Origin of the sequence: Petroclostridium sp. X23 (genome assembly GCF_030013905.1) — a bacterium.
Taxonomy (GTDB): Bacteria; Bacillota; Clostridia; order SK-Y3; family SK-Y3; genus X23.
In genome coordinates, this window is sequence record NZ_CP124862.1 from 3314230 (window position 1) to 3336054 (window position 21825).

Here is a 21825-nt window from a genome sequence, read left to right on the forward strand (position 1 = left end):
ACCCAAGCATCTATAGGGGGTGATAGCTCAAAAATACATAAAGCAAGAATTTATTACTTCTAAAACATTTTAATTTTTAAAGGGGGAACTTATTATGAACATCAGAAAAAGCCTAGTAGCGGGAATGCTTGCTTGCACAATGTTATTTGCTGCAACAGCGTGTGGAAAAGCGCCGGAAAGCGAAAAAGCACCAAAGGGTCAGAAAACTTCAGAAAATGGTCAAGCTGCAGAGACAGCAAAGGATAAAAAATTTCGTGTAGTGGTAATGCCTAAAGTAGTGGGGATTGATTATTACAATGCCGTAAAAAAAGGTGTTGACCTTGCAGACCAAGAGTTAGATAATGTTGAAGTAACCTGGATGGGTCCAACAGAAGCTAAGGTTGAAAAGCAGATTGAAATGCTTGAGACTGTAATCCCTACAAAACCGGATGTAATTGCAGTTGCTGCCAATGACCCGGATGCGATTGAGCCTGTATTAAAGAAAGCAAAAGAAAAAGGTATAAAGGTTATTAGCTGGGATGGAGATGCAAAAACCCGTGATTTCTTCGTTAACCTTGTAGATTATGATGCCTTTGGTAGTGCTTTAGCAGAATCAATGGTAGCTCAAGTAGGTGAAAAAGCGGATATCGCGATCGTAACCACAACTTTTACCGCACCTAACCAGGTATTATGGATTGAAGCAATCAAAAAGACCCTAGCTGACAAGTATCCTGAAGTAAAAATACTTGATACACGCCCTGCCGGTGAAGATACCCAAAAAGCCTTTCAGATTACTCAGGACTATCTAAAAACTATGCCAACACTTAAAGGAATCATCGCATTAGGAGCTCCAAATCTTCCAGGTGCTGTTGATGCAGTAAAACAAGCAGGGATGACAGATAAGATTGCTGTAGTTGGTAATGCAACACCAAATATGATGAAAAACTATCTAAAAGAAGGATTAATTAAAAATGTTTTACTTTGGAACGCTCCGGACCATGGATATTTAACAGTATATTCTGCATTACAGTTGCTTACTGAAGGTGTAGAAGCAGATAAGCCTTTTAAAGCAGGAAGTCTAGGGGAATTTACGCCGGCAAAAGATGATATTAGCTTACAAATAGCGCTTCCGATTAAAGAGTTCACTAAGGATAATGTAGATCAATTTGATTTCTAAGTCGACAAATAGATCTTTTCAAAAAACGATATGAAGGCTAATTGCTACGATTAGCCTCCGGATAGAAGATTTTCAAGTTTTAGGGGGAGGATTTACCTTAAGGGTAAAAAACTTCCTCTGAAATTATGGATTCAGTTTACTAATCATTGTTATGAGGAGTGACGCTATGAAAAATTTGAAGTTATACGTGCTGGATTTAGGCCGGATGCGAATGGACCAAAACCTGATCGTCAGTCAGTCTATTATTGCTGACAGCGTTAACCCAAACAAGGTTACCCAACATACCGAATTTCCTGTTCAGGCATTTCTTATTGAAAGCTCGGAGGGATATGTGCTTTATGATACAGGATGTAATCCTGCGTCAATGGGACCAAATGGACGTTGGCCGCTTGAGTTCCAACAAAAGGTACCTTACTACGGCAACGAGGAATGCTCAACATTAAACAGACTTAAACAGCTGGGAGTTGCTCCTGACGATATTAAATGGGTGATACTATCCCATATGCATAATGATCATGCGGGTTGTGTAGAATATTTTCCTAAGTCTAAGTTTATCGTTCATAAAGATGAATTTGATGCTGCTGTTCATGCATATGCTACCCATGATTATATGAGTTCATATATTTGGCATGATATTGATGCTTGGACAAGACAGAAGATGGATTGGAATTTTATAACCAATAGTGATGGAGATATTTCTTTATTACCGGGATTAACAATACTCAATCTGGGTTCCGGTCATGCCCGGGGAGTACTAGGGTTGCACATCGAGCTTCAAAACACCGGTGGAGTGATTATAACATCTGATGCGATATATTCAAGTGATAACTTTGGAGAGCCTTTACGCGAGCCGGGAGTTGTATATGATACAGTAGGGTGGAGAGCAGCCGCTAAACGAATTAAATCTTTAGTAAGTCAAACCAATTCACGGGTTTGGTTCGGCCATGATGCTAAGCAGTTTGAAGGGCTTAAAAAGTCTACCGAAGGGTATTATGATTGAGAATTAAAAGATATTGAGATGGTTTTTTTGCGAAAACCTTCGCTGTCAGAAATAACAACTGGAAGCGGAGGTTTTTATTATATACCGATATATTGAGGATTTAGATTTTTGGTTTCAATTCCAGTACTTACCCAAAGGAGAATGACGTATTGCTGTCGAATATATTTAGATAGATAGAATATGTTTATATTAGTTGGCTATATGGAGGAAAGAAATGAAGAGATTTGTCATAGGAATAGTAATCCTGCTATTGGTTATTGGAAGCATAGGCTGTACGTCCATTTCGAATAAAAATAATACACCGGATAGTGACAGCGTTGCAGTTGTGAAAGATAAAAAGATCATTGCCTTTATCGCACCAAGCCAGGAAATACTTTTTTTTCAATGGATAAAGTATGGAATTGAACAGGCAGCGCAACAAGCAGGGTATAAAGTAGTGACTTATGATTCACATAATTCTGCGAGTCAACAAGCTGCAAATGCACAAACAGCTATTACTGTTGGAGTATCAGGTGTGGTACTAACGCCCTTTAGCTCGGCAAGCTGCCCAACTGTACTGAATTTATTTGAAGAAAATAACATACCTGTGACTTTTGCTACAATAGGCCCGGATCCGAATGTGGAGAATTATACAAGTTTAATTACTGCTGAGGATTATACGGCGGGATATGAAGCCGGAAAATATCTTGCCCAAAGTGCAAAAGAACTAGGAGGAACTGAAATAGGGGTTCTTTCGTTACCGCTAGACCGTACTAATGCCATTAATAAAAAAGCAGGGTTTGAGAAAGCATGCGAAGAGGAAGGGGTAAAAATAGTGCAGATTCTTCAAAGCCGTGGACTGACTGTAGGGGAAGCTGTTACTCAAGCGGCAGATATGCTCACTGCTCACCCAAATATTAAAGGAATATATGGGATGTATGAGCAAGCTGGAATTGGTGCAGTACGTGTTTTAGAGACTCAAGGAAGAACGGGTAAAGTTGCGATAGTATCTTCTGATGGAAGTCCCGAATCTATCAATTATGTTAGAAAAGGTTATATCAATGGAATCGCTGTTCAACCGGCAGTAGGGCAAGGTAAAGTTGCAACAGAGCAATTAATTAAAGCGATAAATGGCGAAGAAGTTGAAAAAGAAATTGTCTTAAAAGAACCTTTAGTAACCAAAGAGAATATAGATGAACCTTATATTCAACAAATATTACAACTTGCATATCCTCCGTCTGCCGGTTCTTACTAAATTATAATATTCTTGTTGATTAAAGTTATATTTGAAAATAATAGATATAGTTAAAAAGAAAAGCTCGGAGATTGGCACAACTTAAAAATGGAGAGATATGCTGAGTTTTACTATTGAAAAACTGGGATTGGCAACATGACAAGATGATGTTGCTGCTTATCGCTGCGCTTATAGTGAGGCCAGGAGGAAAATAATATGAAAGATACCAGAGAAACAATTAAAAGAAAGAAAGATATAGATACGGCATCCGATCATCTTAATATTATGAGTTCAGGTTCTAAACTGAAAAAGACTACTCTATCAGCTGATGAACGGCTGAGTTTACGCAAAATAATACATCGTTATCGGCTGGAACTAGGGAGATTTGCAATACTATGCATTTTGTTTGTAATTTTGGAAAATATTACAGGAACAGCTATTTCTGCTGCAAATATAAGAAATGTGCTTCAATCGGTAGCACCACTGTTTTTTATTGTCTTAGGTCAACTGCTTGTGATGATAGCGGGTGGAATAGATTTTTCAGTAGGATCTGTTTTTTCCTTTGCTGGTATGGTTTGTGCAATTGTAATGGTGCATTATGGTATATTTCCGGCTGTTATTGCGGCGCTTGTTGTTGGAGCGGCTTGTGGTGCTATAAACGGTTTTTTGGTTGTAAAGGTTAGGATAGCACCTTTTATTGCAACATTTGCCATGTATGTTATCGCTGCCAGCTTAGCTTTTGTTACGACAAATGGAAATTCTATCACACTAAAGCATGAGGCTTTTTCTTTGTTTGACCGCGGACATTTTATTTATGGTATACCTAACTACATCACGTATATTATAATTGCAGTAGTGTTGTTTCATTTTGTTTTGAAAAAAACAATATTCGGAAGACAAATTTACGCAACCGGAAGCAATGAAGAGGCTGCGCGTCTTGTAGGTATTCCAACTGGAAAAATAAAATTTTCAGCTTATATATGCTGCGGTTTTCTCACAGCTATTGCAGCAATAATGAATGCATCATTTTTAATGACTGTAGAATGCTCGGCAGGACAAGGCTTGGAACTAAATATAATTGCAGCAGCGATTATTGGTGGCGCTAGCCTTTTTGGCGGTACCGGTACGGCATTAGGAGCATTAATAGGTACTGTGATTGTTGAAAGCATAAGAAACGGTATTAACCTTCTTGGGATCAATGCATTTTGGAGCGGAACGGTTACCGGCGTAATTACCCTTTTAACAGTTTTGTTAAGCAATGTGCATCAAAGACAAAAGAATTGAGTAGTTTAAATATAGCAACAAAAAGTCGACCTGTTTTTACAGGTCGACTTTTACATCTATTAAGGCCAAAGCCTTTTGGAAAAAGGAGGAAATAATGAAAAAAACTTATCTATTGGTTGTGGTACTATTATAATACCACAAAACACCGAAAAATATGTGAACAAAGTGTTAACATATGGTTAATATTACATTACAATCGCTGTGTAGCCTATAGTTGGGAGAGAATAGAATTGTTTTTCTAGTACAATTTATAATTATCTGTATTTATATCCATATAGTTTAAAGGTTGACTTCAAATGTAATATGATATAATTTAATCATTAGAATAAAATATACTGTAATCTTCATACATTGAAAAATGTAGAATATCTATACTGTAAAAGGAGAGCAGAATACATGAAGAAAGTAGTAGCAGCGCTATTGACCCAAAATGATCGAATCCTTATAGCTAAAAGAAAATCTGATAATCCTTCTATAAATAAGTGGGAGTTTCCTGGGGGAAAAATTGAAGACGGTGAAACACCTCAGCAGTCCCTTAGAAGAGAAATGGATGAAGAATTAGGTATACAAGTCAATGTGGGAGAATTTTTTGATGAAAGTATATATGAGTATGAATTTGGTACTATTCATTTATTGGCTTATTGGGTTAGCTGGCAGAAGGGGGATATTTATCCAATAGTTCATGAGGAAGTAAAATGGGTTCCTTTTAATCTATTAGATCAGTATGATTTTCTTCCGGCAGATTTACCCCTTATATATAAACTGAAGAATTATTAAGGTAATCACAAATAATATTGTGGAATTTAAATGGAGGAATAAAAAATGGAGAATTATTTTTATAAGTGCCCAATTTGTGGATTTATTCATATTGTTCCGGCCTATTGGGTATCATTCAATCCTGATGATGAGATGACTTTTCCTCATATTAATACAGATACAAATGAAGAATGCGATAGTATTTTATTATTGATGAAATAGAATACATATAGTTTTATTGGCAAAGGAAATACTATGTAACGATGTATCTATATGGATTAGGAGGGGAAATATGAACTACTTACATGAATATGCACAGCCTTTCTTCTTAGAAGGAGATGATGAGGGCTGCTTGCTGATCCATGGATTCACAGGTTCTCCTGCTCATATGCGCTTGCTAGGAGAAGTATTGCATAAGCAAAAATATACAGTAAGCGGAATACTATTAAAGGGTCATGGTACATGTTTAGAAGATATGGCTAAAACAGATTGGAAAGATTGGTTGAATGATACTAAAGAAGAGTATGACCGGCTTTGTAGAAAATGCAGTAAAGTTTATGTAATAGGTCTATCTATGGGAGGAATACTATCTTTAATTTTAGCAGAAAATTATCCGGTAGATAAAATGGTATCTATAGCTTCTCCTATGCATGTATACGATAAGTTATTGCCTTTTGCACGTGTTATGAAGTATTTTAAAAGATTTAATAGCTGGGAAAAATCTGAGCCAATGAAAGGTGAAGCAGCAGAATACGATATTACATACTCAGGTCTTCCAGTAAATGGTGCTGCCAGCCTATACAATTTAATGAAAATGGCAGAGAAACATCTATCGAAAATTACTTGTTCGACATTTATCATACAGTCGCGGATGGATCGAATCGTTAAACCGGAAAGTGCGGAAATTATTTTTAATAGTATTTCTTCTACCCATAAAGAATTGCTTTGGTTAGAGCATTCAAAACATGTTTGTACCATTGGACCTGAAAGACAAACGATACACGACAATATTATTACGTTCCTAAAGAAGTGAATAACTATCAATAAATTTACTATAAATTCCATTTGACAAAAACATTACTTTATTGTAAAATATTTAAGCAGCATTTATCAAATGTGCGCCCGTAGCTCAGTAGGATAGAGCAGTAGTTTCCTAAACTGCGTGCCGTTGGTTCGATTCCAATCGGGCGTACCACTATTTGATTGAGAATGGGGAATTCACCATTAGAAGTTACGAATATTATATGAGATATGCATTAAAAGAGGCAGAGAAAGCATATCAAAAAGATGAAGTGCCTATTGGTGCAGTGATTGTCAAGAATGATAAAATTATTGCAAAAGCACATAATCTCAGAGAAAAAAGTCAGGATGCGATAGCTCATGCTGAAGTACTAGCTATTCGGAAGGCTTGCAAAAAGCTTCATAGCTGGAGATTGAGCGGTTGTGATCTGTACGTTACCCTTGAACCCTGCGCTATGTGTGCCGGCGCTATTATTCAATCTAGAATAGGACAACTGATTATTGGCACTATGGATCCAAAGGCAGGGGCTGGAGGTTCAGTAGTTAACTTGTTTGGTATTGAACAATTCAATCACAAGGTAGATGTAATACAAGGTGTTCTTCAACAAGAATGTGCCGATTTATTAAAACGATTCTTTCGAGAGCTGAGGCAAAGAAATTAATTTAATAATCGTTAATACATGGAGAGATGGCAGAGCCCGGTCGAATGCGCTCGACTCGAAATCGAGTGAACTGGAGACAGTTCCGTGAGTTCAAATCTCACTCTCTCCGCCATGAACAAAGGGTTACAGCGATTACGCCGTAACCCTTTAAATATTTTTTTGATTAATCTTCTAACCTTTTTCTAACCACTTTGAATTCTCCAGTTGAAACATCCATTATTATCTTAATATCATCATCTTTACTGTTATCATTTAAATCTTTAAAATTTGCACAGCCGAATTCGAGATTATCTTCATCACCATATACAGCGAAATCAAACAGCTCTGCTTTAAATTCTCCTGTACCTTCATCTTTCTTCCAGCATTTTTGTTCTTTCTTGCAGCGTTTACAATTGCAATCTTGATATAATTCGTCATCAATCATTGACTTAAACCTCCTCTAGTATTTTAATTTGTAACTCATATTTCAAAGTGGTTGCTCCGGATCCGTGACGGCTGTAGTTGCACTATGAGTTACAATTTTCTACACACGTCATTTTTTCATATTCTTCACCCAGCTCTTGAACTACTTCATGGCTAAATGTTTCAAACCCTTGATAATAGTAATAATATCGATCAAGAAGTTTCTCTTTTTCATCTTGATTAAACCTCATATCGCTTAATAAGTGATTAAGTGCCAATAGAGCCCTGTAGTATGCAGTTTTTTGATTCATTATGAAAATACCTCCTTTTATATTTATATCTCACTCTTATTTACAAATAATAGAGATTCTAAGCGACTTGCAGCATCCTGCTGCATTTCCTTTAATACATGAGAGTATAAATCTAGTGTAATACCTATAGTAGAATGACCTAGTCTTTCAGAAGCAATTTTGGCCGGAATATCACTTTTAAGCATTAATGTAGCATTAGTATGTCTAAGATCATGAAACCTAATATGTGTCAGATCATTTCGTTCTAATGTATCAGAAAAGTTACGGCTAAAAGTGGAAGGATTAATAGGTGATCCGTCAGCTCCGCAGGTAACTAAATCATTATCCTGGTACGCTTCGCCGAGTAGATCTTTATTTTCTTGTTGTCTTTCCTGTTGATACTTTAGCGCTGCAATTATTGTATCTGATATTACAATCGTTCTATGGCTTTTAATGGTTTTAGGTGTATTGATTATAATTCCAGCCTTTGAATGTAAAATAGTCTGACTTATCGTGATAGTTTTATTTTTATAATCAATATCCTGCCAGCGCAGGCCGAGAGCTTCGCCTCGTCTTAGACCAACAGCAACACCTAAAAGCACTGGTATATATAGATTAGTATTTTTAAAAGCTTCCAGTAATGAAGGGACTTCATCACTATCTAATATTTTAGCATTAAATGGCTTCTTTTTAGGAACTTCTACCAAGTCAGCAACATTTCTGCTTATGATCTGCAATTTAACAGCCTGTGCAAGTGCTTTCCTAAATACCCTATGAATATAAATTACTGATTTTGCAGATAAACCACCTTTACCATCTACACGGCCGTTCTTTAACTTTTCATTGTATAGCTGCTGTATATGAAGTGGCTGCAGCTTTTGTAATTGTATATTACCGAGATTAGGAATAATATGTTTCTCAACATTGACTCTATAACCATATGCCGTAGTAGGTGAAAGGTTTGTATCTACATAATTTTCTAGCCATTGAAGTAAGTATTCTTTAACAGTGATTTTATCAGTATCTACAAAAGTGTTATCTTGTAACTGACTTAGTATTTTTGTTAAAGCGTTTTGTGCTTCCCGCTTTGTACGATATCCATTAAACCACTTTTGCTTTCGTTTGCCATCTACCCTTCCGATATCTACAACTATTGAATAGTTGCTTCCTTTTTTCGTTATACATCCACGCATAACATCACCGTATCATGCTGACCTTTCAAGCCATTCTTGAAAAGCTTTCTTAGGTATTCGTATTTTTCTTCCAAGCTTAATGAATGGGATTTTCTTCTCATGTATTAAATCGTATGCTTTATTCATTCCAATGTCCAGAATTTTAGCAATATCTTGAACAGTATAAACCAGTTTTTCCATCTAAACTTCACACTCCTTATGTAATAAAGACATTTTTTTCGTTATTGCTGATTGAAAATCTTGTTGCTTATGGGATAAATATTGAACGCCTTGCTGATATACAGTATTGAAAACATCATCAATATTTGTAATGCCGTTGCGAGCAGCGAAAGAAGTAATATATCCAATAGCACCTGGAATAAGTATGGACGCATCAGCTTCAATTTGTTTTACTCTAGATATTAATCCAGTGCCATTATATTGATTAAAAGCTTGCTGAACTTTCCTCCAGTTTTCATCAACTTCGCACCGTTCTATCCTTGATCGGTTATAGTTTACTTTTACAAGCCATTCACCTGTACAATGCTGCCAAATATCTCTTATTCTTTGAAAAACATCTTCGACAGTTTCAATTTCTCTATTTCTAAAAAAATCTCTTTTTATCTCAAATTCGATATTCCATACATTGTCAATGTCTAATCCTTTTTGAGACCAAACATCATAAAACCAAAGCTTTTGATTTTTCGTATTTACTTCAAGTACTTTATTGTATATTCGAGAATAAATATTACGTCCACTCCTGGATCCAAAAGTAATAGCATTTATTTCTCTATTGTCTCTATGAATAGAATCCTGTTGAAAATGACCTTTAAATGAATATAGATCTTCAATATTAAGCTTAAATTCATCCGTATGACAGCATGGGTCAAGTCTGCTAATTTTATTGGCTTTAACTTTTCCAACGTGATTGTTTACCCAATCAATAATAATCTTCCACGAGTTTTCAGGGCCATTTGACCATAAATATTCAGATTTTATTTTTATAAATACAGGGTAAAAACATTCTTTTGTTGCTCTGAATTGAGCCAGCTTGACTTCATAACCGTCATTGTGTAGAATAAAAGCATAGCGCCTAGAACCATTAGGCAAAATTTCAAAGTTTAGATTTCCAATTTTAATAATTTCCTTTTCGGAAGCGCTACTAGCTGCAACTAGTTTAGCTTCTTCTTTTTTTTGCTCTAAAAGTTTTAGCAGTTCATATGTTGATTTTTCGTAATCTACAATATCAATTACAGCACATAAGGTGTCAATCATTGGAATAAGCACTTTTAAACCCCCTTCTTTGGTTTGTTAGTGGTGTTATGGGGTGCTACATATAGTAAGGAGTAGCACCCGGATGATGAATCCAGGAACAAATGTAACTCATTTTGCCGGCAGCTGCCAGGGATCCGGACGAAAATTTGAGTTACAAGTAAATTAATAATTTATTCATGCTATAATCACCACCTTTCGATAGATAGAAGTAATCGTTCGTATGATTAAGGTTTATTCCACGATCCTATTGACAGTCGCACCTCCCCATGTGATATTCTGCTGTCACCGGCAGGCCACCCGGGGAAAACCGCCCCGGATTGCCAGCCGGCAACATCAGCCTATCACACAGGGCCCCTCGACTATCAATAGGCTTTCGCGGCATAAAGCCTTAACCATACTCTTCAGTGCTCCGACTTAGATTATCTAGATAATCGACTAACCCTTTGCCAGAGACATTAACATTTGAGTACGTTTGTTGGAAATTTTTTAAAGCTACAATCATTAGGTAGTTTCGTGGAACATTTAATTTTGCAGACATTTCATCGAAGAAGTCACATAAAGATGGTTCCATTCTAATATTCACACGTGAGCGTTTAATATGATTCATGATACCCTCCGTACGTAATTTAATATTAATTGTTATTATAGTTAAATAATAATTGATAAATTTATATTAACATATTGGCGCCATTTGTCAATATGTATTTCAATAATTATTTATCTTTACATTAATAATTATTGAATGTATAATGTGATTGGAGGTGATAATATGGCTTATTATGAATTGTTTTCTAATCTTATAGAAAATAGCGGACTATCTCATAAAGATATTTCTGATAAATGTAAACTACTAGGGGTTTCAATTTCTCCATCATATATCAGTCAATTAAAATCTGGTAAAATACCTGCACCATCAGACGAAGTTTCCAAAGCAATAGCAGAAGTATGTAATGGAAATGGGAATGAGCTTATATTAGAAGCCTATCTTGATAAAGCTCCGAACTCACTAATTACTTTTATCAATAATATGAAAGAAATAGTATTGTTCACAACTTTACAATTTATAAAATCACAAATGGAAAAAGACCAATTTGAGATATACGAGACAGAAATAATTAATCAATCAAATAAACAACCGTTATCAAGTTTTATTCTAGAAGCGAACAACACCAATTTTGTCCAATCGGATATGTCATTTGATGAATGTAATTTTACAATGATTGATGATATGTATAATGTAAACATCTCAACTAATCAACCAGTTGGATTTACAGTTAAAGACAATGCTATGAAACCCTTCATAAATAAAGACAGCATAGTAACATTTGATAAGAAAGAAACTTATTCTAATGGCGATATAGTCGGATTTATTATTGATAAAGAAGTATTAGTAAGAAGATTATATAAAAAAAATGATCTGCTTATTTTATCGGCAGATAACTACGAATTTGAACCATTAATATATAAATTAAACGATATAAAAATTCTTGGTAAAGTACGCCAGTTCACGACAAAATTATAAAAATCCATTTCATATAAATAAAGCTTTGGGGTCCCCCGACCAGCTCCGCCATGGTCGGGTTGCCCCCAAAGTTTTACTTTTTATTTTATAATGGCATTCAATTATTCGAAATTTGTTAATATTATAATTCTAACTCATTGATTTAGTATATAGACACTGATCGTGAGCTGCAGCATATTATAATTGAGGTACAATGAATTAATATATCTAACATTCTTCTAACAAGCATTTTAAAACCATCTCATTTGTATAAATATGTAATAATGCATTAACACTATCAAGTTCAAATATACAAAGACTTTTGGAATATCCTAATAAATGATAATATGGTCTGCTTGAAACTCGAAATCGAGTGAACTGGAGACAGTTCCGTGAGTTCAAATCTCACTCTCTCCGCCAAAAATAAAGGGTTACAGCTGTTTAGGTTGTAACCCTTATTTTCGGTTATGGTTTTCTTTGGAGGTACTTTGGTAGTAATAAACCAATTTAAAAAAGCAGATATAAAAATAATATAAGTAAATATTTACTAAAAAATATATTTGAGGATATTTCATAATTCAAAAATCAAGAATGTGGATAATTCCTACTGATATTTTTGAAATTGTGCAAAAAAAGGTTAGACTATCCTTACAATAGATAGTTATCCACAACTATATAGTTTTGAAATTAAGAAATATCATCTCCTGTTCCTTGATAATTAAAATACTAAGCTGCAATATTTTTTGATTGTTCTGCTTTTGTAATTCTTGTAGCAATAATTGCAATGCAGGCTAAATCCATGAATACTTTTGCTTTTTTTAGCCCTGCTACACGCAGATTGTTTAAAGCATAGTTTTCTTTTCCATCACCAAAAAAGCGTTCAACGGATGTTCTTTCATCATATAGATTGTCCCATGCTTCTGTTCCTCGTAATGGATAAGATATAAACCGTGGATTATCCTTAATTTTAACTTTGCCAATGTATCCTGATTTTGTACTCGTACACCAACTTGAACCCATAGGACAATTGGCTTTTCCGCAAGCGTGGGGACATAATAACCGAATGGTTCCATTATCATTTCCACCATTCACATACGGATAATTCATGGTGCAAACAAGTTGACCTTCCCAGTTAATGCCTTCAGGTGGAGTTTTCGTATTTCTCCAGTTAATTGGCATAATAGCTTGAGCACCAAATGATACAGCATGTTGATAGATAGATGGTATATCATAGCCTGTATCCATAATGTAGTAAGATGGTTTGAATAAGTCTTCATAATCTGCCTTAAGCTTATTCATTAGTGGTATTGCCATTACCATATCTGCAACATTTGCAGGGGTTATGATGTACCCTAATGGGATTCCGCTTGTTGTATCTACTACAGCATGCATCTTCCAACCAAACCATTTTATCATATTGCCATTGGTATCTTGCTTGGCACCCCAGTGAGGAAACTCTGGATTGTTTTCTGGTATTTTTGATTTTGGTACAGCATGCTCAAAGGCATCAATTTTCGATGCATCTATTGAGACATGGGAACCATTAATAAGTCCCAAGGTTTTGGCTCTACGAACCATTCTCTGAAAAGTTTTTTCAAGTACATCGGTTTTAGAGAGCTTTTCTATAAACCTAGAGAAAGTTGAAGCACTAGGCGTTTTGCCAATAGTATCAAACCCGCAGGTTACTCTTAAAACGGGGTCTGTTTTCAACCTTTTAACTAATGCTTTAATAGTAGGTATTTGATCTATTTGCATTGCAAGTAAAGCATTGAGCAAGCTGGTATACGCAAATCCTTTAGGACCACGTTTGCTGACATCAATTTTAAAAGTTTCAAGCATAATTGAATAATCAATAAATGTTAAAACAGCTTGTAATTTTGTTAATGGTTGAATTTCTATAATTTGCTCTAAAGTAAATAATGTTGTTTGCCGATTCATAATTCGTACAACGTTTACTCCTTTCTGTGGATTGTTTGGACGAATTATTTATCGGATTGGGGTAAACTATTTTTTATGCTTTTTTCTAACCTTGTGTTTTCAAGGATTAGAAATTATGAAATTAACTCATTTAATATTATAAAAAAATAAGTTAATTTAAAAATAATGTTTATATTCAGTTGTTTTGGGTATATAATATAAATATATGTATTCGTATTCCATAATTTAACACCTTGTAAATTTATTATATGTAGCAGGAATTTTTTAATTTATATAGAATATGTTAATAATAACCAATTAGTAATCAGTTTTAATTTTATTATATAATTCCACAACTAATTCTGTTTAGTTACGGAGGGTGCTATGATTAATCATTCAAAGAACATCGAAAGTGAACTAGCTGAGCTCTGTCATAAAGTAATTGAGAGATTAGACAAGCTAAAAGAAGATGGGAAAATTACTGAAGAACAGTATCAAAGTCATACCGTAATCAAGAAGCAATTTATAAAATACGTAAAGAGCAGTTGTAATCAAGAGAACTTTACGAGCATAATTTAAGAGATTATACTGGGAGACGGAAATTATCGCATAAGGGTCTCCGGTAAAGTCCTTGAAATAATTATGTCTAGTTGTTATGTATTTATAGATAAAATAACTTGCTAGTGCTTCTAGGATTAGTATAATCAGTAGCAAAAAACAGTTTTCAAATGTGCGATAAAAAATACTCTGGCTTGTAGAATAGTCTAGAGTGTTTTTTTATTGACATTTATTTGGAATAGAAATATAATGTTAATGCAAATGCAAATAATTTGCAAATAGGGTGGAGGGATAGTCTTGGATAGAGGGATAGCAAAACTTCTAATATCTCAGAAATGCAAACTTACAAAGCAGAGAAAGGCCATATTAGAAATACTTTCACAAAATAAAAAATGCCTTACAGCAGAGGAAATATTCATGGAAGTAAAAAGAATAAATCCGACAACATGTCTGACTACAGTATACAGGACAATAGAGTTGCTATCTTCTAAAAATATGTTAAGAAAGATAGATTTTGGTGATAATAAATATAGATATGAAATAAATACCAATTCTCACAGGCATCATATTATTTGCATAGGATGCAAAAAGATGATAGAAATAGAAGGATGTCCGGTATCAGATTTTGAGAAGAATGTCAGAAATCAAACTCAGTTTAAAATCACTGGGCATAGATTGGAGATGTATGGATACTGTCCACAGTGCCAGTAGATAATATCAGAAGAAGAAAATACGTGTACATGGATGACAACTAGGAGGTGTTTTTTGGTGAGCCATTTGCATTTAGTAGATGGAATTATTGCACCATTATGGTGGATTGCGGGGTATGTAGCGACTTTGGGAATCGTAGGAATTGCCGCAACAAGAGTAAAAAAAGAAGACTTATCTAAAAAGGTACCGTTTATTGGCGTGATAAGCGCATTGATGCTTATTACGATGTCAGTACCGGTTGGATTTTTACCGTTTCATCTTAATTTAACTGTATTAGCAGGGATTCTTGCGGGACCATGGTTAGGATTTATCGCAGTGTTTATTGTAAATCTCATTCTTGCAATCATTGGTCATGGTGGTATTACAGTTGTAGGGCTGAATACGCTGATTATAGGTACGGAAGTTCTTTTGGGTTATGCTTTATTTAAGATAGTAAAGAAATATATGAAGCCGGTAGCAGCAGTATCAATAACGGTTATTATCACACTGTTGATTTCAACGGGCTTGATGGTGGGTGTCGTATCAGCAGCAAATGCGGGATTAGCATATGCACTTCCCCATAGTCATCATGGGAGTATACAAGAGCATGCTGATGAACATGAGGCCGTTGAAGAAGATCATGTAGACCGGCACCATGATGATGAAGACTTTGAAGATATATTATCGGAAGTGCGTATTTTTGCACTATCAGGATGGGGTGCGATAGGAGTTATATTGCTGTTAGGTATTGCGCTTGAAGCGTTTATTACTTCTTTAATTATTGCATTTTTCATGAAAGTCCGTCCGGAAATGATAATGCAGACTGGGCATGGGACCATTCAAAATTAGTGTTGGAGGATAGCATGGACATAGCCTATATTGATCAATTATCTAATAATGGAGAAGGATACCTGCATAGATCATCGGTCCTCTCTAAAATTCTGCTAACTATTAGTATGATAGTATCCATCATAGTATCGGATAATTTATTAAAGCTTATATCTATATTGATGTTACTTATCTTATTAAATATAGTCAATAAGCTTCCGTTGCGGCGAATTTTGCACTTTGCGCTATATCCGGTTTTCTTCAGTTTAGTATTTGGGTTCACAAGATTTGTGTATTCTGTGGAAGCAGGATTTATAGTGATATTAAAAGCGGTAGATGCAGCAATGACAATGCTTCTTTTAGTCACTACGACTCCGTATACGGAAATATTTGCGTTTTTCCGCTTGCTTTTGCCTGGTATTGTCGTAGATGGAATGTTTTTTACTTATAGAATATTTTTTATTCTTTTAGAAAAAATTCAGAGATCTCTAACCATTATTAAACTCCGAGGAGGACTTAGACCTTATAATATCATATTTAATATAAAAAATTTAGCTGGTGTTATAGGGGTATTATTCATAAATGCTTTTGATATGTCTGAGAGAATGTATAATATATATTCATTAAGAGGCTATGAGGGAAAAATAATTTCAGATAATAAATGGTTTAAGTTTAAGAGATTAGATTATATTCCTATCGGGATAAGCGTGATTATAATAGCAATGGTGGTGTTTTTTTGAGTGAAATTGTAAGAGTAAAGTGCATCAAGCACATTTATCCGGACAAAACAGAGGTTAGTATCTGTGGGTTGGATTTTGTAGTACGTAAAGGAGACCGGGTTGTCATATTAGGACCAAATGGGACCGGAAAGACAACGCTATTATCTCATATTCTCGGGCTGCTCAAGCCGGTAGACGGAGAAATTGAGGTTTTTGGCGTAAGTCCATTTAAGGAATTCAAGCAAATACGAAAGAAAATAGGTGTAGTATTTCAAAACGTAGATGAGCAAATCATTGGACCGACGGTTTATGATGATATTGCTTTTTCATTAAAAAATGAAGGAATAAGAAAAGAAGCAGCAGCTTTAAAGGTGCAAGAAATTGCTGATGTTCTTGGAATTAGTGATATATTAGATAAAATTCCTCATTATTTGAGCGGAGGCCAAAAGAAGAAAGTTGCATTAGCAGGGGCGATGACCATGTCACCCGAGCTTTTAATATTGGACGAGCCTTTTGATGGATTAGATCCAAAGTCAAAAAGAGAAATGATTGAGCTTATAAATAACCTTAATAGGGATATGGGGGTTACTACCATTATTACTACCCACGATATCAATATTGTCCCTCATATTGCAGATACAATTTATATTCTTAATAAAGGCAACATTGTGAGTATGGGAACACCTCAAGAGATATTTAAACAAGTGGGATTGCTCGAAGAAGCAAACCTTGAACCGCCAATATTAACGCAATTATTTAATAATTTAAAGGAAAAAGGTATAGATATCAATATACCCATCAATATTGATCAGGCTGAAAAGGAAATATGTAAACTTCTGAAAATGTAGAATAAGTTATATATATAAAAGGAAAAATTTTTATAAGTATTTCGTCTACTCAATATTTATATATGAGTTATTAAATTGTTTAAGAGTAACAGATCATGGTATATATACAAATATAAAAAATTAAACACGGGGGTTATAAAAAATGAAATCTTTAAAAGGAACCAAAACAGCAGAAAATTTATTGAAATCCTTTGCAGGAGAATCACAGGCACGTAATCGATACACTTATTATGCTTCGATAGCGGATAAAGAAGGCTATAAGCAAATTAAAAGTATTTTTATTGAAACTGCGGATAATGAAAAGGAGCATGCAAAAAGGTTCTATAAATTTTTATTAGAAGGACTAGCGGAAGAACTGCCGGCAATGATTGAAATTACAGCATCATATCCTGTAGCACAAGGAACTACCCTTGATAACTTAAAAGCAGCAGCTGAAGGCGAGAATGAAGAATGGACCGATTTGTATCCTGCTTTCGCAGATGTGGCAGATGAAGAAGGATTCCCGGAGATAGCGGCGGCATACAGATTTATCGCTTCAGCAGAAAAAAGACATGAAACAAGATATAAAAAGCTGGCAGAGAATATTGAAAATGATAAAGTATTCAAAAAAGACGAAAAAATTCTTTGGAAATGCGGGAATTGCGGATACGTTCATGAAGGAACAAGCGCACCGGATAAATGCCCGGCATGCATCCATCCAAAAGCATACTTTGAGGTGTTTGTAGAAACTTATTAATACATTGTATTAAAGTAATAAAAGGATGTAGTGACAATTAGACTGCATCCTTTTTATGTGTTGAAATAAAAAGAAATACAGCTAGCATATAATCTTTTAAATGGGCGGAATGCATAAAAAGCTCACAATATCTCTATACTACCAAATAGAAAGCAAAGTAAAAAATATTAGCGTGGCAGGAGATGTTTTAGATGACCAGAAAGAATATGAAAGGTGTTGTGGGAAAAGGAACAGATTCTATTGAAAAGGGAGGCCCGGTAGGGGTAGGATTGGATTTTAAAAAAGAAAAAGTGACTACATCACAACAAATAGAGGAAGCCATAAAGAAGAAAAAAGGGTAAATCTCAATTGCTAAAACAGCCAAACAGATGTGAAATATAGGGCTGATTCTTCCGTTTTGCTTGTGCTGAGCAAACAGATGAACCAGCCCTTTGCCATAAACATTATTTTAATACGTATACATCTACGTACTTTAATCCCCAATTGCAGGCTTCCTTATAAGTATTAAAATAAACATCAACGGTATCTCCTTTTATACTGGTGCCGGTATCGGCTGCGATGGCAAATCCATAACCTTCAACAAACAACTTTGTTCCATAAGGAATTACTTTGGGGTCAACTGCAATGGTACTATACCCATCAGGATTATATACGGCTTTTCTACCCGAAGCAGTATAAGTTTTACCTACACCTCGTATAGCCCAGTATGCGGTAGCCTTTGCTGTAAACTTTCTGCTGTAAGCTAGCGCTTCGCCGCTTTCTGAAACAGGCTTTACGGGATACGTGCCTTGTGTAATGATTTCATCAACAGGACTTTTAATGACTTTCTCTTCAATCACTTTTCTGGAAACTTCTTTGTTATTTTCATAAACAACATTCATGCTGATCTGTTTTTCGCCCGCCTTACCCTCTTGGACAGTTTTTTTCTTAGTATTTGCCAGGCTGCGATCTTTTTTTACAATGGTATTATATTTTAGAGGCACCGATTCTATAACCGTCTTTTTTTCAACATTAATAATATCAATATGTATACCATCATATAGTAGGGTTTCCATACCTGGGTTGATCTTATCTGTCGGGTTTAATACGATTTCCTCTGAGGTAAGCATAGATTTAATATCATTCTCTGCAGATTGTACAACGAGTTTTTTGCCATACAAGTCAATTGTAACATTGACAGCACGTTTAATAGTGATTATATCATGATTCTTTAAGCTTGTATCTAAAGTTGGCTGTGTTTTATCTTTAGGACCTAATTCTATATTTTGCTCATTTAATGCTTCCTCTACCGTACTTCTATTTGTGACAAACTGTATATGCTGCCCGTCAACATTAACAGAAATTGTTTTTCTGTTTAGCGATATCAAAATAGTAGTAAAGAGGGCGGTGATGAGTAAAAATATTATTATTGGGATGATTGATTTATGAACGGTATTTTTAATCAAGGCGTTATGTTTCGTATTTATAAAATTTCCTCCCATCTCTCTTGTTTTATAAAATGGTTTATAGAAATAATAACTTTTTTTAAAATATTTGTCAAATTCCACATGCTTAAAGTGATTTTTCGTGAATTAATAAACGGTATAATGTTTACAAATATTTATATTGGGTAAATATTATTTTGGATTTATTTAAGCCTGACTAAGGAGTGTTGTAAATGGAATGGAACACGGTATTATTTGCTTTCGGATTAACGTTATTTGCAGGATTGGCTACAGGTGTCGGAAGTGTTCTAGCTTTTTTCACTAAACGAACCAATACCAAGTTTTTATCAATCGCTCTGGGTTTCTCCGGAGGGGTAATGATTTATGTCTCTATGATTGAAATCTTTTTTAAGGCAAAAGACGCACTTGTGGAAGAACTTGGAACGGTAGGAGGGTCATGGGCTACTGTTGGGGCTTTCTTTGCAGGGATGTTTTTGATTGCAGGTATTGATAAACTTATTCCTTCGGATGAAAATCCTCATGAGGTTAAAAAAGTTGAAGAGATGAGGGCTGATGACCGCCAAGAACATAATAAGAAGTTATTAAGAATGGGTTTTTTAACTGCCTTGGCCATTGGTATTCATAACTTTCCGGAAGGACTTGCAACGTTTACGGCTGCATTAAAGGACCCTTCGCTAGGTATTGCCATTGCGGTCGCCATTGCCATACATAATATCCCTGAAGGAATTGCGGTATCAGTGCCCGTTTATTATGCAACCGGTGATAGAAAGAAAGCATTCTTACTATCTTTCATTTCGGGATTTTCCGAACCGGTGGGCGCTCTGGTAGGATATTTGATATTGCTTCCGTTTTTTAATGACGTAGTATTCGGATTATTATTTGCTTCAGTGGCAGGCATTATGGTATTTATTTCTCTGGATGAGCTTCTGCCTACGGCGAGGGAGTATGAAGAACATCATTTATCCATTTATGGTGTCATTGCAGGAATGATGGTAATGGCGGTTAGTCTTTTGCTATTTATTTAATTGGTCCTTTTACCATGCAAAAGGATATGATAAAATAGGAACGTTATTATAACGTTCCTTTAGTTATGCAAAAAAAAGATATAGAAAGGATTTAAATGATGAGAATGGGATGTTTAAAGCGATATAATCATGTGGTAAGTTGTATATCAAAAAATATATGTATGTTCTTGACAGCAATATTTATATTTACGCTTATACCTGGTATAGGTACTGCCGAAGAGGGGATAGAAGAACCGCAAACAGCAATATATAAGGCAAAAGTAGTAGAGATAAAAGATACCATTGAAGAAGAATTTCAAGAAGGGAATATGAAGGTAATTACCCAAATCGCAAGCTTACGGATTCTTAATAAAGATTTAAAAGGTAAGATTGTAGAAGTAGAAAACACTTTAATGGGAAATCCGGCGCATGATATAAATTTAGAACCCGAAGTGGTTGTTGCGGTGCATATGGAAAAGTATGAAGGAGAAGAACCTGTCTTTTATGTAAGCAGTTATGAAAGGATAAACTATATTTTTCAAATTATCGGAATCTTTCTTGTATTGCTTATTCTGTTTGGAGGATGGAAAGGATTTAAATCTATCGTTTCATTAGGAATTACGGTTTTTCTGGTTTTATATGTAATGATTCCATTGCTGTTAAAAGGAACAAACCCGATTTTACTGGCAGTAGGTGTGTGTGGGGTATCTACCATAGCAACCATGCTGATTATAGCAGGTTGGAATAGAAAAGCCGTTTCAGCGATCATAGGAACTGTAGGGGGAATCACTGCCGGTGGAATGATCGCATACATATATAGTGTTGTTGCCAGGTTAACAGGATTAGGCACTGAAGATGCTCAGATGCTGATGTTTATTCCCCAAAAAGTAGCATTTAATTTTCAAGGGCTGCTATTTGCCGGAATCCTGATAGGGGCTCTTGGGGCAGCGATGGACGTCTCCATTTCCATCGCATCTGCTCTTACAGAATTGGTGAGTAAAGATGAAGAAATTCCTTTTGGCCAATTGTTTAAGCACGGAATGAATATTGGCAAAGATATTATGGGTACTATGTCCAATACACTTATTCTTGCTTATACCGGAGGGGCCTTGAGCATGATTATGCTGTTTGCCGCATATCAAACATCTTGGCATGAAGTACTTAATTTCGATTTTGTGGCAACTGAAATCATAAGATCGGTTGCAGGAAGCATCGGGCTGCTGTTTGCTATTCCTATTACAGCGTTAAGTTTTGCCCTGCTGCATCAAAGATTTCGTTAAAGTTTATACTTTTTTGCAGGATTTTACTAGTAAAAGTCGAATAATAACAGTATAGGTAAATATACGGAA

The 21825-nt window shown here is 35.2% G+C and carries 26 protein-coding genes and 3 tRNA genes; 21 read left to right on the plus strand and 8 right to left on the minus strand.

Annotation, left to right across the window (positions count from 1 at the left end; genetic code table 11):
- Nucleotides 1-94 precede the first annotated feature (94 nt).
- The 10 genes from QKW49_RS15710 (at nucleotide 95) to QKW49_RS15755 (ending at nucleotide 7203) form a co-directional block, all read left to right on the plus strand.
- Entirely contained in the window at nucleotides 95-1156 is a 1062-nt protein-coding gene (locus tag QKW49_RS15710; protein ID WP_282863616.1) for a substrate-binding domain-containing protein, read from the plus strand.
- 166 nt (nucleotides 1157-1322) lie between these two features.
- A complete protein-coding gene (locus QKW49_RS15715) occupies nucleotides 1323-2156 on the plus strand; it encodes an N-acyl homoserine lactonase family protein (RefSeq protein ID WP_282863617.1) in 834 nt (277 codons plus the stop codon).
- Between the two features lie 214 nt (nucleotides 2157-2370).
- Nucleotides 2371-3390, plus strand: a complete 1020-nt coding sequence (locus QKW49_RS15720; RefSeq protein ID WP_282863618.1) for a substrate-binding domain-containing protein — start codon at nucleotides 2371-2373, stop codon at nucleotides 3388-3390.
- Nucleotides 3391-3585: 195 nt separating this feature from the next.
- Complete coding sequence (locus tag QKW49_RS15725) at nucleotides 3586-4653, plus strand: ABC transporter permease (RefSeq protein WP_282863619.1); 1068 nt, start codon at nucleotides 3586-3588, stop codon at nucleotides 4651-4653.
- Nucleotides 4654-5049: 396 nt separating this feature from the next.
- Entirely contained in the window at nucleotides 5050-5430 is a 381-nt protein-coding gene (locus QKW49_RS15730; RefSeq protein ID WP_282863620.1) for a (deoxy)nucleoside triphosphate pyrophosphohydrolase, read from the plus strand.
- A gap of 45 nt (nucleotides 5431-5475) precedes the next feature.
- Nucleotides 5476-5631, plus strand: a complete 156-nt coding sequence (locus QKW49_RS15735; protein WP_282863621.1) for a hypothetical protein — start codon at nucleotides 5476-5478, stop codon at nucleotides 5629-5631.
- Between the two features lie 70 nt (nucleotides 5632-5701).
- Nucleotides 5702-6442, plus strand: a complete 741-nt coding sequence (locus QKW49_RS15740; RefSeq protein WP_282863622.1) for an alpha/beta fold hydrolase — start codon at nucleotides 5702-5704, stop codon at nucleotides 6440-6442.
- Between the two features lie 85 nt (nucleotides 6443-6527).
- A tRNA-Arg gene (locus tag QKW49_RS15745) sits at nucleotides 6528-6604 on the plus strand.
- Between the two features lie 4 nt (nucleotides 6605-6608).
- Nucleotides 6609-7091 (plus strand): tRNA adenosine(34) deaminase TadA, encoded by a 483-nt coding sequence (tadA, locus tag QKW49_RS15750; RefSeq protein ID WP_282863623.1) that lies wholly within the window; start codon nucleotides 6609-6611, stop codon nucleotides 7089-7091.
- A 20-nt stretch (nucleotides 7092-7111) separates the two neighbouring features.
- Nucleotides 7112-7203 (plus strand) — tRNA-Ser (locus QKW49_RS15755).
- Nucleotides 7204-7254: 51 nt separating this feature from the next.
- Here QKW49_RS15755 and QKW49_RS15760 read toward each other — a convergent pair.
- The 6 genes from QKW49_RS15760 to QKW49_RS15785 form a co-directional block, all read right to left on the minus strand.
- Nucleotides 7255-7515, minus strand: a complete 261-nt coding sequence (locus QKW49_RS15760; RefSeq protein ID WP_282863624.1) for a hypothetical protein — start codon at nucleotides 7513-7515, stop codon at nucleotides 7255-7257.
- An 82-nt stretch (nucleotides 7516-7597) separates the two neighbouring features.
- The gene (locus QKW49_RS15765) at nucleotides 7598-7804 is read right to left on the minus strand and encodes a hypothetical protein (protein WP_282863625.1); all 207 of its coding nucleotides are present in this window, start codon (nucleotides 7802-7804) and stop codon (nucleotides 7598-7600) included.
- 23 nt (nucleotides 7805-7827) lie between these two features.
- Nucleotides 7828-8976 carry a tyrosine-type recombinase/integrase gene (locus tag QKW49_RS15770; protein ID WP_282863626.1) on the minus strand — a complete coding sequence of 383 codons (1149 nt, stop codon included), beginning with the start codon at nucleotides 8974-8976 and terminating at the stop codon, nucleotides 7828-7830.
- 12 nt (nucleotides 8977-8988) lie between these two features.
- Nucleotides 8989-9156 carry a helix-turn-helix domain-containing protein gene (locus tag QKW49_RS15775; RefSeq protein WP_282863627.1) on the minus strand — a complete coding sequence of 56 codons (168 nt, stop codon included), beginning with the start codon at nucleotides 9154-9156 and terminating at the stop codon, nucleotides 8989-8991.
- Nucleotides 9157-10242, minus strand: a complete 1086-nt coding sequence (locus QKW49_RS15780; RefSeq protein WP_282863628.1) for a hypothetical protein — start codon at nucleotides 10240-10242, stop codon at nucleotides 9157-9159. It abuts the gene before it with no gap.
- A gap of 376 nt (nucleotides 10243-10618) precedes the next feature.
- Nucleotides 10619-10837, minus strand: a complete 219-nt coding sequence (locus QKW49_RS15785; RefSeq protein WP_282863629.1) for a hypothetical protein — start codon at nucleotides 10835-10837, stop codon at nucleotides 10619-10621.
- A gap of 162 nt (nucleotides 10838-10999) precedes the next feature.
- Between QKW49_RS15785 and QKW49_RS15790 the strand changes: the two genes are divergently transcribed.
- Both QKW49_RS15790 and QKW49_RS15795 read left to right on the plus strand, forming a co-directional pair.
- Nucleotides 11000-11752, plus strand: a complete 753-nt coding sequence (locus tag QKW49_RS15790; protein ID WP_282863630.1) for a LexA family transcriptional regulator — start codon at nucleotides 11000-11002, stop codon at nucleotides 11750-11752.
- Between the two features lie 303 nt (nucleotides 11753-12055).
- Nucleotides 12056-12151: transfer RNA gene (locus QKW49_RS15795), tRNA-OTHER, on the plus strand.
- 306 nt (nucleotides 12152-12457) lie between these two features.
- Here the strand turns inward: QKW49_RS15795 and QKW49_RS15800 are convergent.
- Nucleotides 12458-13669, minus strand: coding sequence for a transposase (locus tag QKW49_RS15800; RefSeq protein ID WP_282863267.1), 1212 nt, complete (start codon nucleotides 13667-13669; stop codon nucleotides 12458-12460).
- 363 nt (nucleotides 13670-14032) lie between these two features.
- Here QKW49_RS15800 and QKW49_RS15805 point away from each other — a divergent pair, with 363 nt between their 5' ends.
- From QKW49_RS15805 to QKW49_RS15835, 7 genes are all read left to right on the plus strand, one after another.
- Nucleotides 14033-14227, plus strand: coding sequence for a hypothetical protein (locus QKW49_RS15805; RefSeq protein WP_282863631.1), 195 nt, complete (start codon nucleotides 14033-14035; stop codon nucleotides 14225-14227).
- Between the two features lie 276 nt (nucleotides 14228-14503).
- A complete protein-coding gene (locus QKW49_RS15810; RefSeq protein WP_282863632.1) occupies nucleotides 14504-14917 on the plus strand; it encodes a transcriptional repressor in 414 nt (137 codons plus the stop codon).
- Between the two features lie 57 nt (nucleotides 14918-14974).
- Nucleotides 14975-15745, plus strand: coding sequence for an energy-coupling factor ABC transporter permease (locus tag QKW49_RS15815; protein ID WP_282863633.1), 771 nt, complete (start codon nucleotides 14975-14977; stop codon nucleotides 15743-15745).
- Between the two features lie 161 nt (nucleotides 15746-15906).
- Complete coding sequence (locus QKW49_RS15820; RefSeq protein WP_349239135.1) at nucleotides 15907-16464, plus strand: energy-coupling factor transporter transmembrane component T; 558 nt, start codon at nucleotides 15907-15909, stop codon at nucleotides 16462-16464.
- The gene (locus tag QKW49_RS15825; RefSeq protein ID WP_282863635.1) at nucleotides 16461-17291 is read left to right on the plus strand and encodes an ATP-binding cassette domain-containing protein; all 831 of its coding nucleotides are present in this window, start codon (nucleotides 16461-16463) and stop codon (nucleotides 17289-17291) included. Before QKW49_RS15820 ends, QKW49_RS15825 begins: the two co-directional genes overlap by 4 nt.
- Nucleotides 17292-17433: 142 nt before the next feature.
- Nucleotides 17434-18027 carry a rubrerythrin gene (gene rbr / locus QKW49_RS15830; RefSeq protein WP_282863636.1) on the plus strand — a complete coding sequence of 198 codons (594 nt, stop codon included), beginning with the start codon at nucleotides 17434-17436 and terminating at the stop codon, nucleotides 18025-18027.
- 191 nt (nucleotides 18028-18218) lie between these two features.
- Nucleotides 18219-18368, plus strand: coding sequence for a hypothetical protein (locus QKW49_RS15835; RefSeq protein ID WP_282863637.1), 150 nt, complete (start codon nucleotides 18219-18221; stop codon nucleotides 18366-18368).
- 102 nt (nucleotides 18369-18470) lie between these two features.
- Here the strand turns inward: QKW49_RS15835 and QKW49_RS15840 are convergent, their stop codons facing one another.
- A complete protein-coding gene (locus QKW49_RS15840) occupies nucleotides 18471-19508 on the minus strand; it encodes a 3D domain-containing protein (protein WP_282863638.1) in 1038 nt (345 codons plus the stop codon).
- Nucleotides 19509-19684: 176 nt separating this feature from the next.
- Between QKW49_RS15840 and zupT the strand changes: the two genes are divergently transcribed.
- Together zupT and QKW49_RS15850 are read left to right on the plus strand one after the other, a co-directional pair.
- A complete protein-coding gene (gene zupT, locus QKW49_RS15845; RefSeq protein ID WP_282863639.1) occupies nucleotides 19685-20497 on the plus strand; it encodes a zinc transporter ZupT in 813 nt (270 codons plus the stop codon).
- Nucleotides 20498-20592: 95 nt separating this feature from the next.
- Nucleotides 20593-21756, plus strand: coding sequence for a YibE/F family protein (locus QKW49_RS15850; RefSeq protein ID WP_282863640.1), 1164 nt, complete (start codon nucleotides 20593-20595; stop codon nucleotides 21754-21756).
- Nucleotides 21757-21825: the final 69 nt, after the last annotated feature.

Coding starts and splice junctions, on each gene's coding strand:
- QKW49_RS15725 (WP_282863619.1), top strand. CDS start 3,586: ATGAAAGATACCAGAGAAACAATTAAAAGAAAGAAAGATATAGATACG.
- QKW49_RS15715 (WP_282863617.1), top strand. CDS start 1,323: ATGAAAAATTTGAAGTTATACGTGCTGGATTTAGGCCGGATGCGAATG.
- QKW49_RS15765 (WP_282863625.1), bottom strand. CDS start 7,804: ATGAATCAAAAAACTGCATACTACAGGGCTCTATTGGCACTTAATCAC.
- QKW49_RS15820 (WP_349239135.1), top strand. CDS start 15,907: ATGTTACTTATCTTATTAAATATAGTCAATAAGCTTCCGTTGCGGCGA.
- QKW49_RS15835 (WP_282863637.1), top strand. CDS start 18,219: ATGACCAGAAAGAATATGAAAGGTGTTGTGGGAAAAGGAACAGATTCT.
- QKW49_RS15720 (WP_282863618.1), top strand. CDS start 2,371: ATGAAGAGATTTGTCATAGGAATAGTAATCCTGCTATTGGTTATTGGA.
- QKW49_RS15710 (WP_282863616.1), top strand. CDS start 95: ATGAACATCAGAAAAAGCCTAGTAGCGGGAATGCTTGCTTGCACAATG.
- QKW49_RS15790 (WP_282863630.1), top strand. CDS start 11,000: ATGGCTTATTATGAATTGTTTTCTAATCTTATAGAAAATAGCGGACTA.
- rbr (WP_282863636.1), top strand. CDS start 17,434: ATGAAATCTTTAAAAGGAACCAAAACAGCAGAAAATTTATTGAAATCC.
- QKW49_RS15840 (WP_282863638.1), bottom strand. CDS start 19,508: ATGGGAGGAAATTTTATAAATACGAAACATAACGCCTTGATTAAAAAT.
- QKW49_RS15785 (WP_282863629.1), bottom strand. CDS start 10,837: ATGAATCATATTAAACGCTCACGTGTGAATATTAGAATGGAACCATCT.
- QKW49_RS15735 (WP_282863621.1), top strand. CDS start 5,476: ATGGAGAATTATTTTTATAAGTGCCCAATTTGTGGATTTATTCATATT.
- QKW49_RS15740 (WP_282863622.1), top strand. CDS start 5,702: ATGAACTACTTACATGAATATGCACAGCCTTTCTTCTTAGAAGGAGAT.
- QKW49_RS15800 (WP_282863267.1), bottom strand. CDS start 13,669: ATGAATCGGCAAACAACATTATTTACTTTAGAGCAAATTATAGAAATT.
- zupT (WP_282863639.1), top strand. CDS start 19,685: ATGGAATGGAACACGGTATTATTTGCTTTCGGATTAACGTTATTTGCA.
- QKW49_RS15805 (WP_282863631.1), top strand. CDS start 14,033: ATGATTAATCATTCAAAGAACATCGAAAGTGAACTAGCTGAGCTCTGT.
- QKW49_RS15760 (WP_282863624.1), bottom strand. CDS start 7,515: ATGATTGATGACGAATTATATCAAGATTGCAATTGTAAACGCTGCAAG.
- QKW49_RS15850 (WP_282863640.1), top strand. CDS start 20,593: ATGATGAGAATGGGATGTTTAAAGCGATATAATCATGTGGTAAGTTGT.
- QKW49_RS15770 (WP_282863626.1), bottom strand. CDS start 8,976: ATGCGTGGATGTATAACGAAAAAAGGAAGCAACTATTCAATAGTTGTA.
- QKW49_RS15775 (WP_282863627.1), bottom strand. CDS start 9,156: ATGGAAAAACTGGTTTATACTGTTCAAGATATTGCTAAAATTCTGGAC.
- QKW49_RS15730 (WP_282863620.1), top strand. CDS start 5,050: ATGAAGAAAGTAGTAGCAGCGCTATTGACCCAAAATGATCGAATCCTT.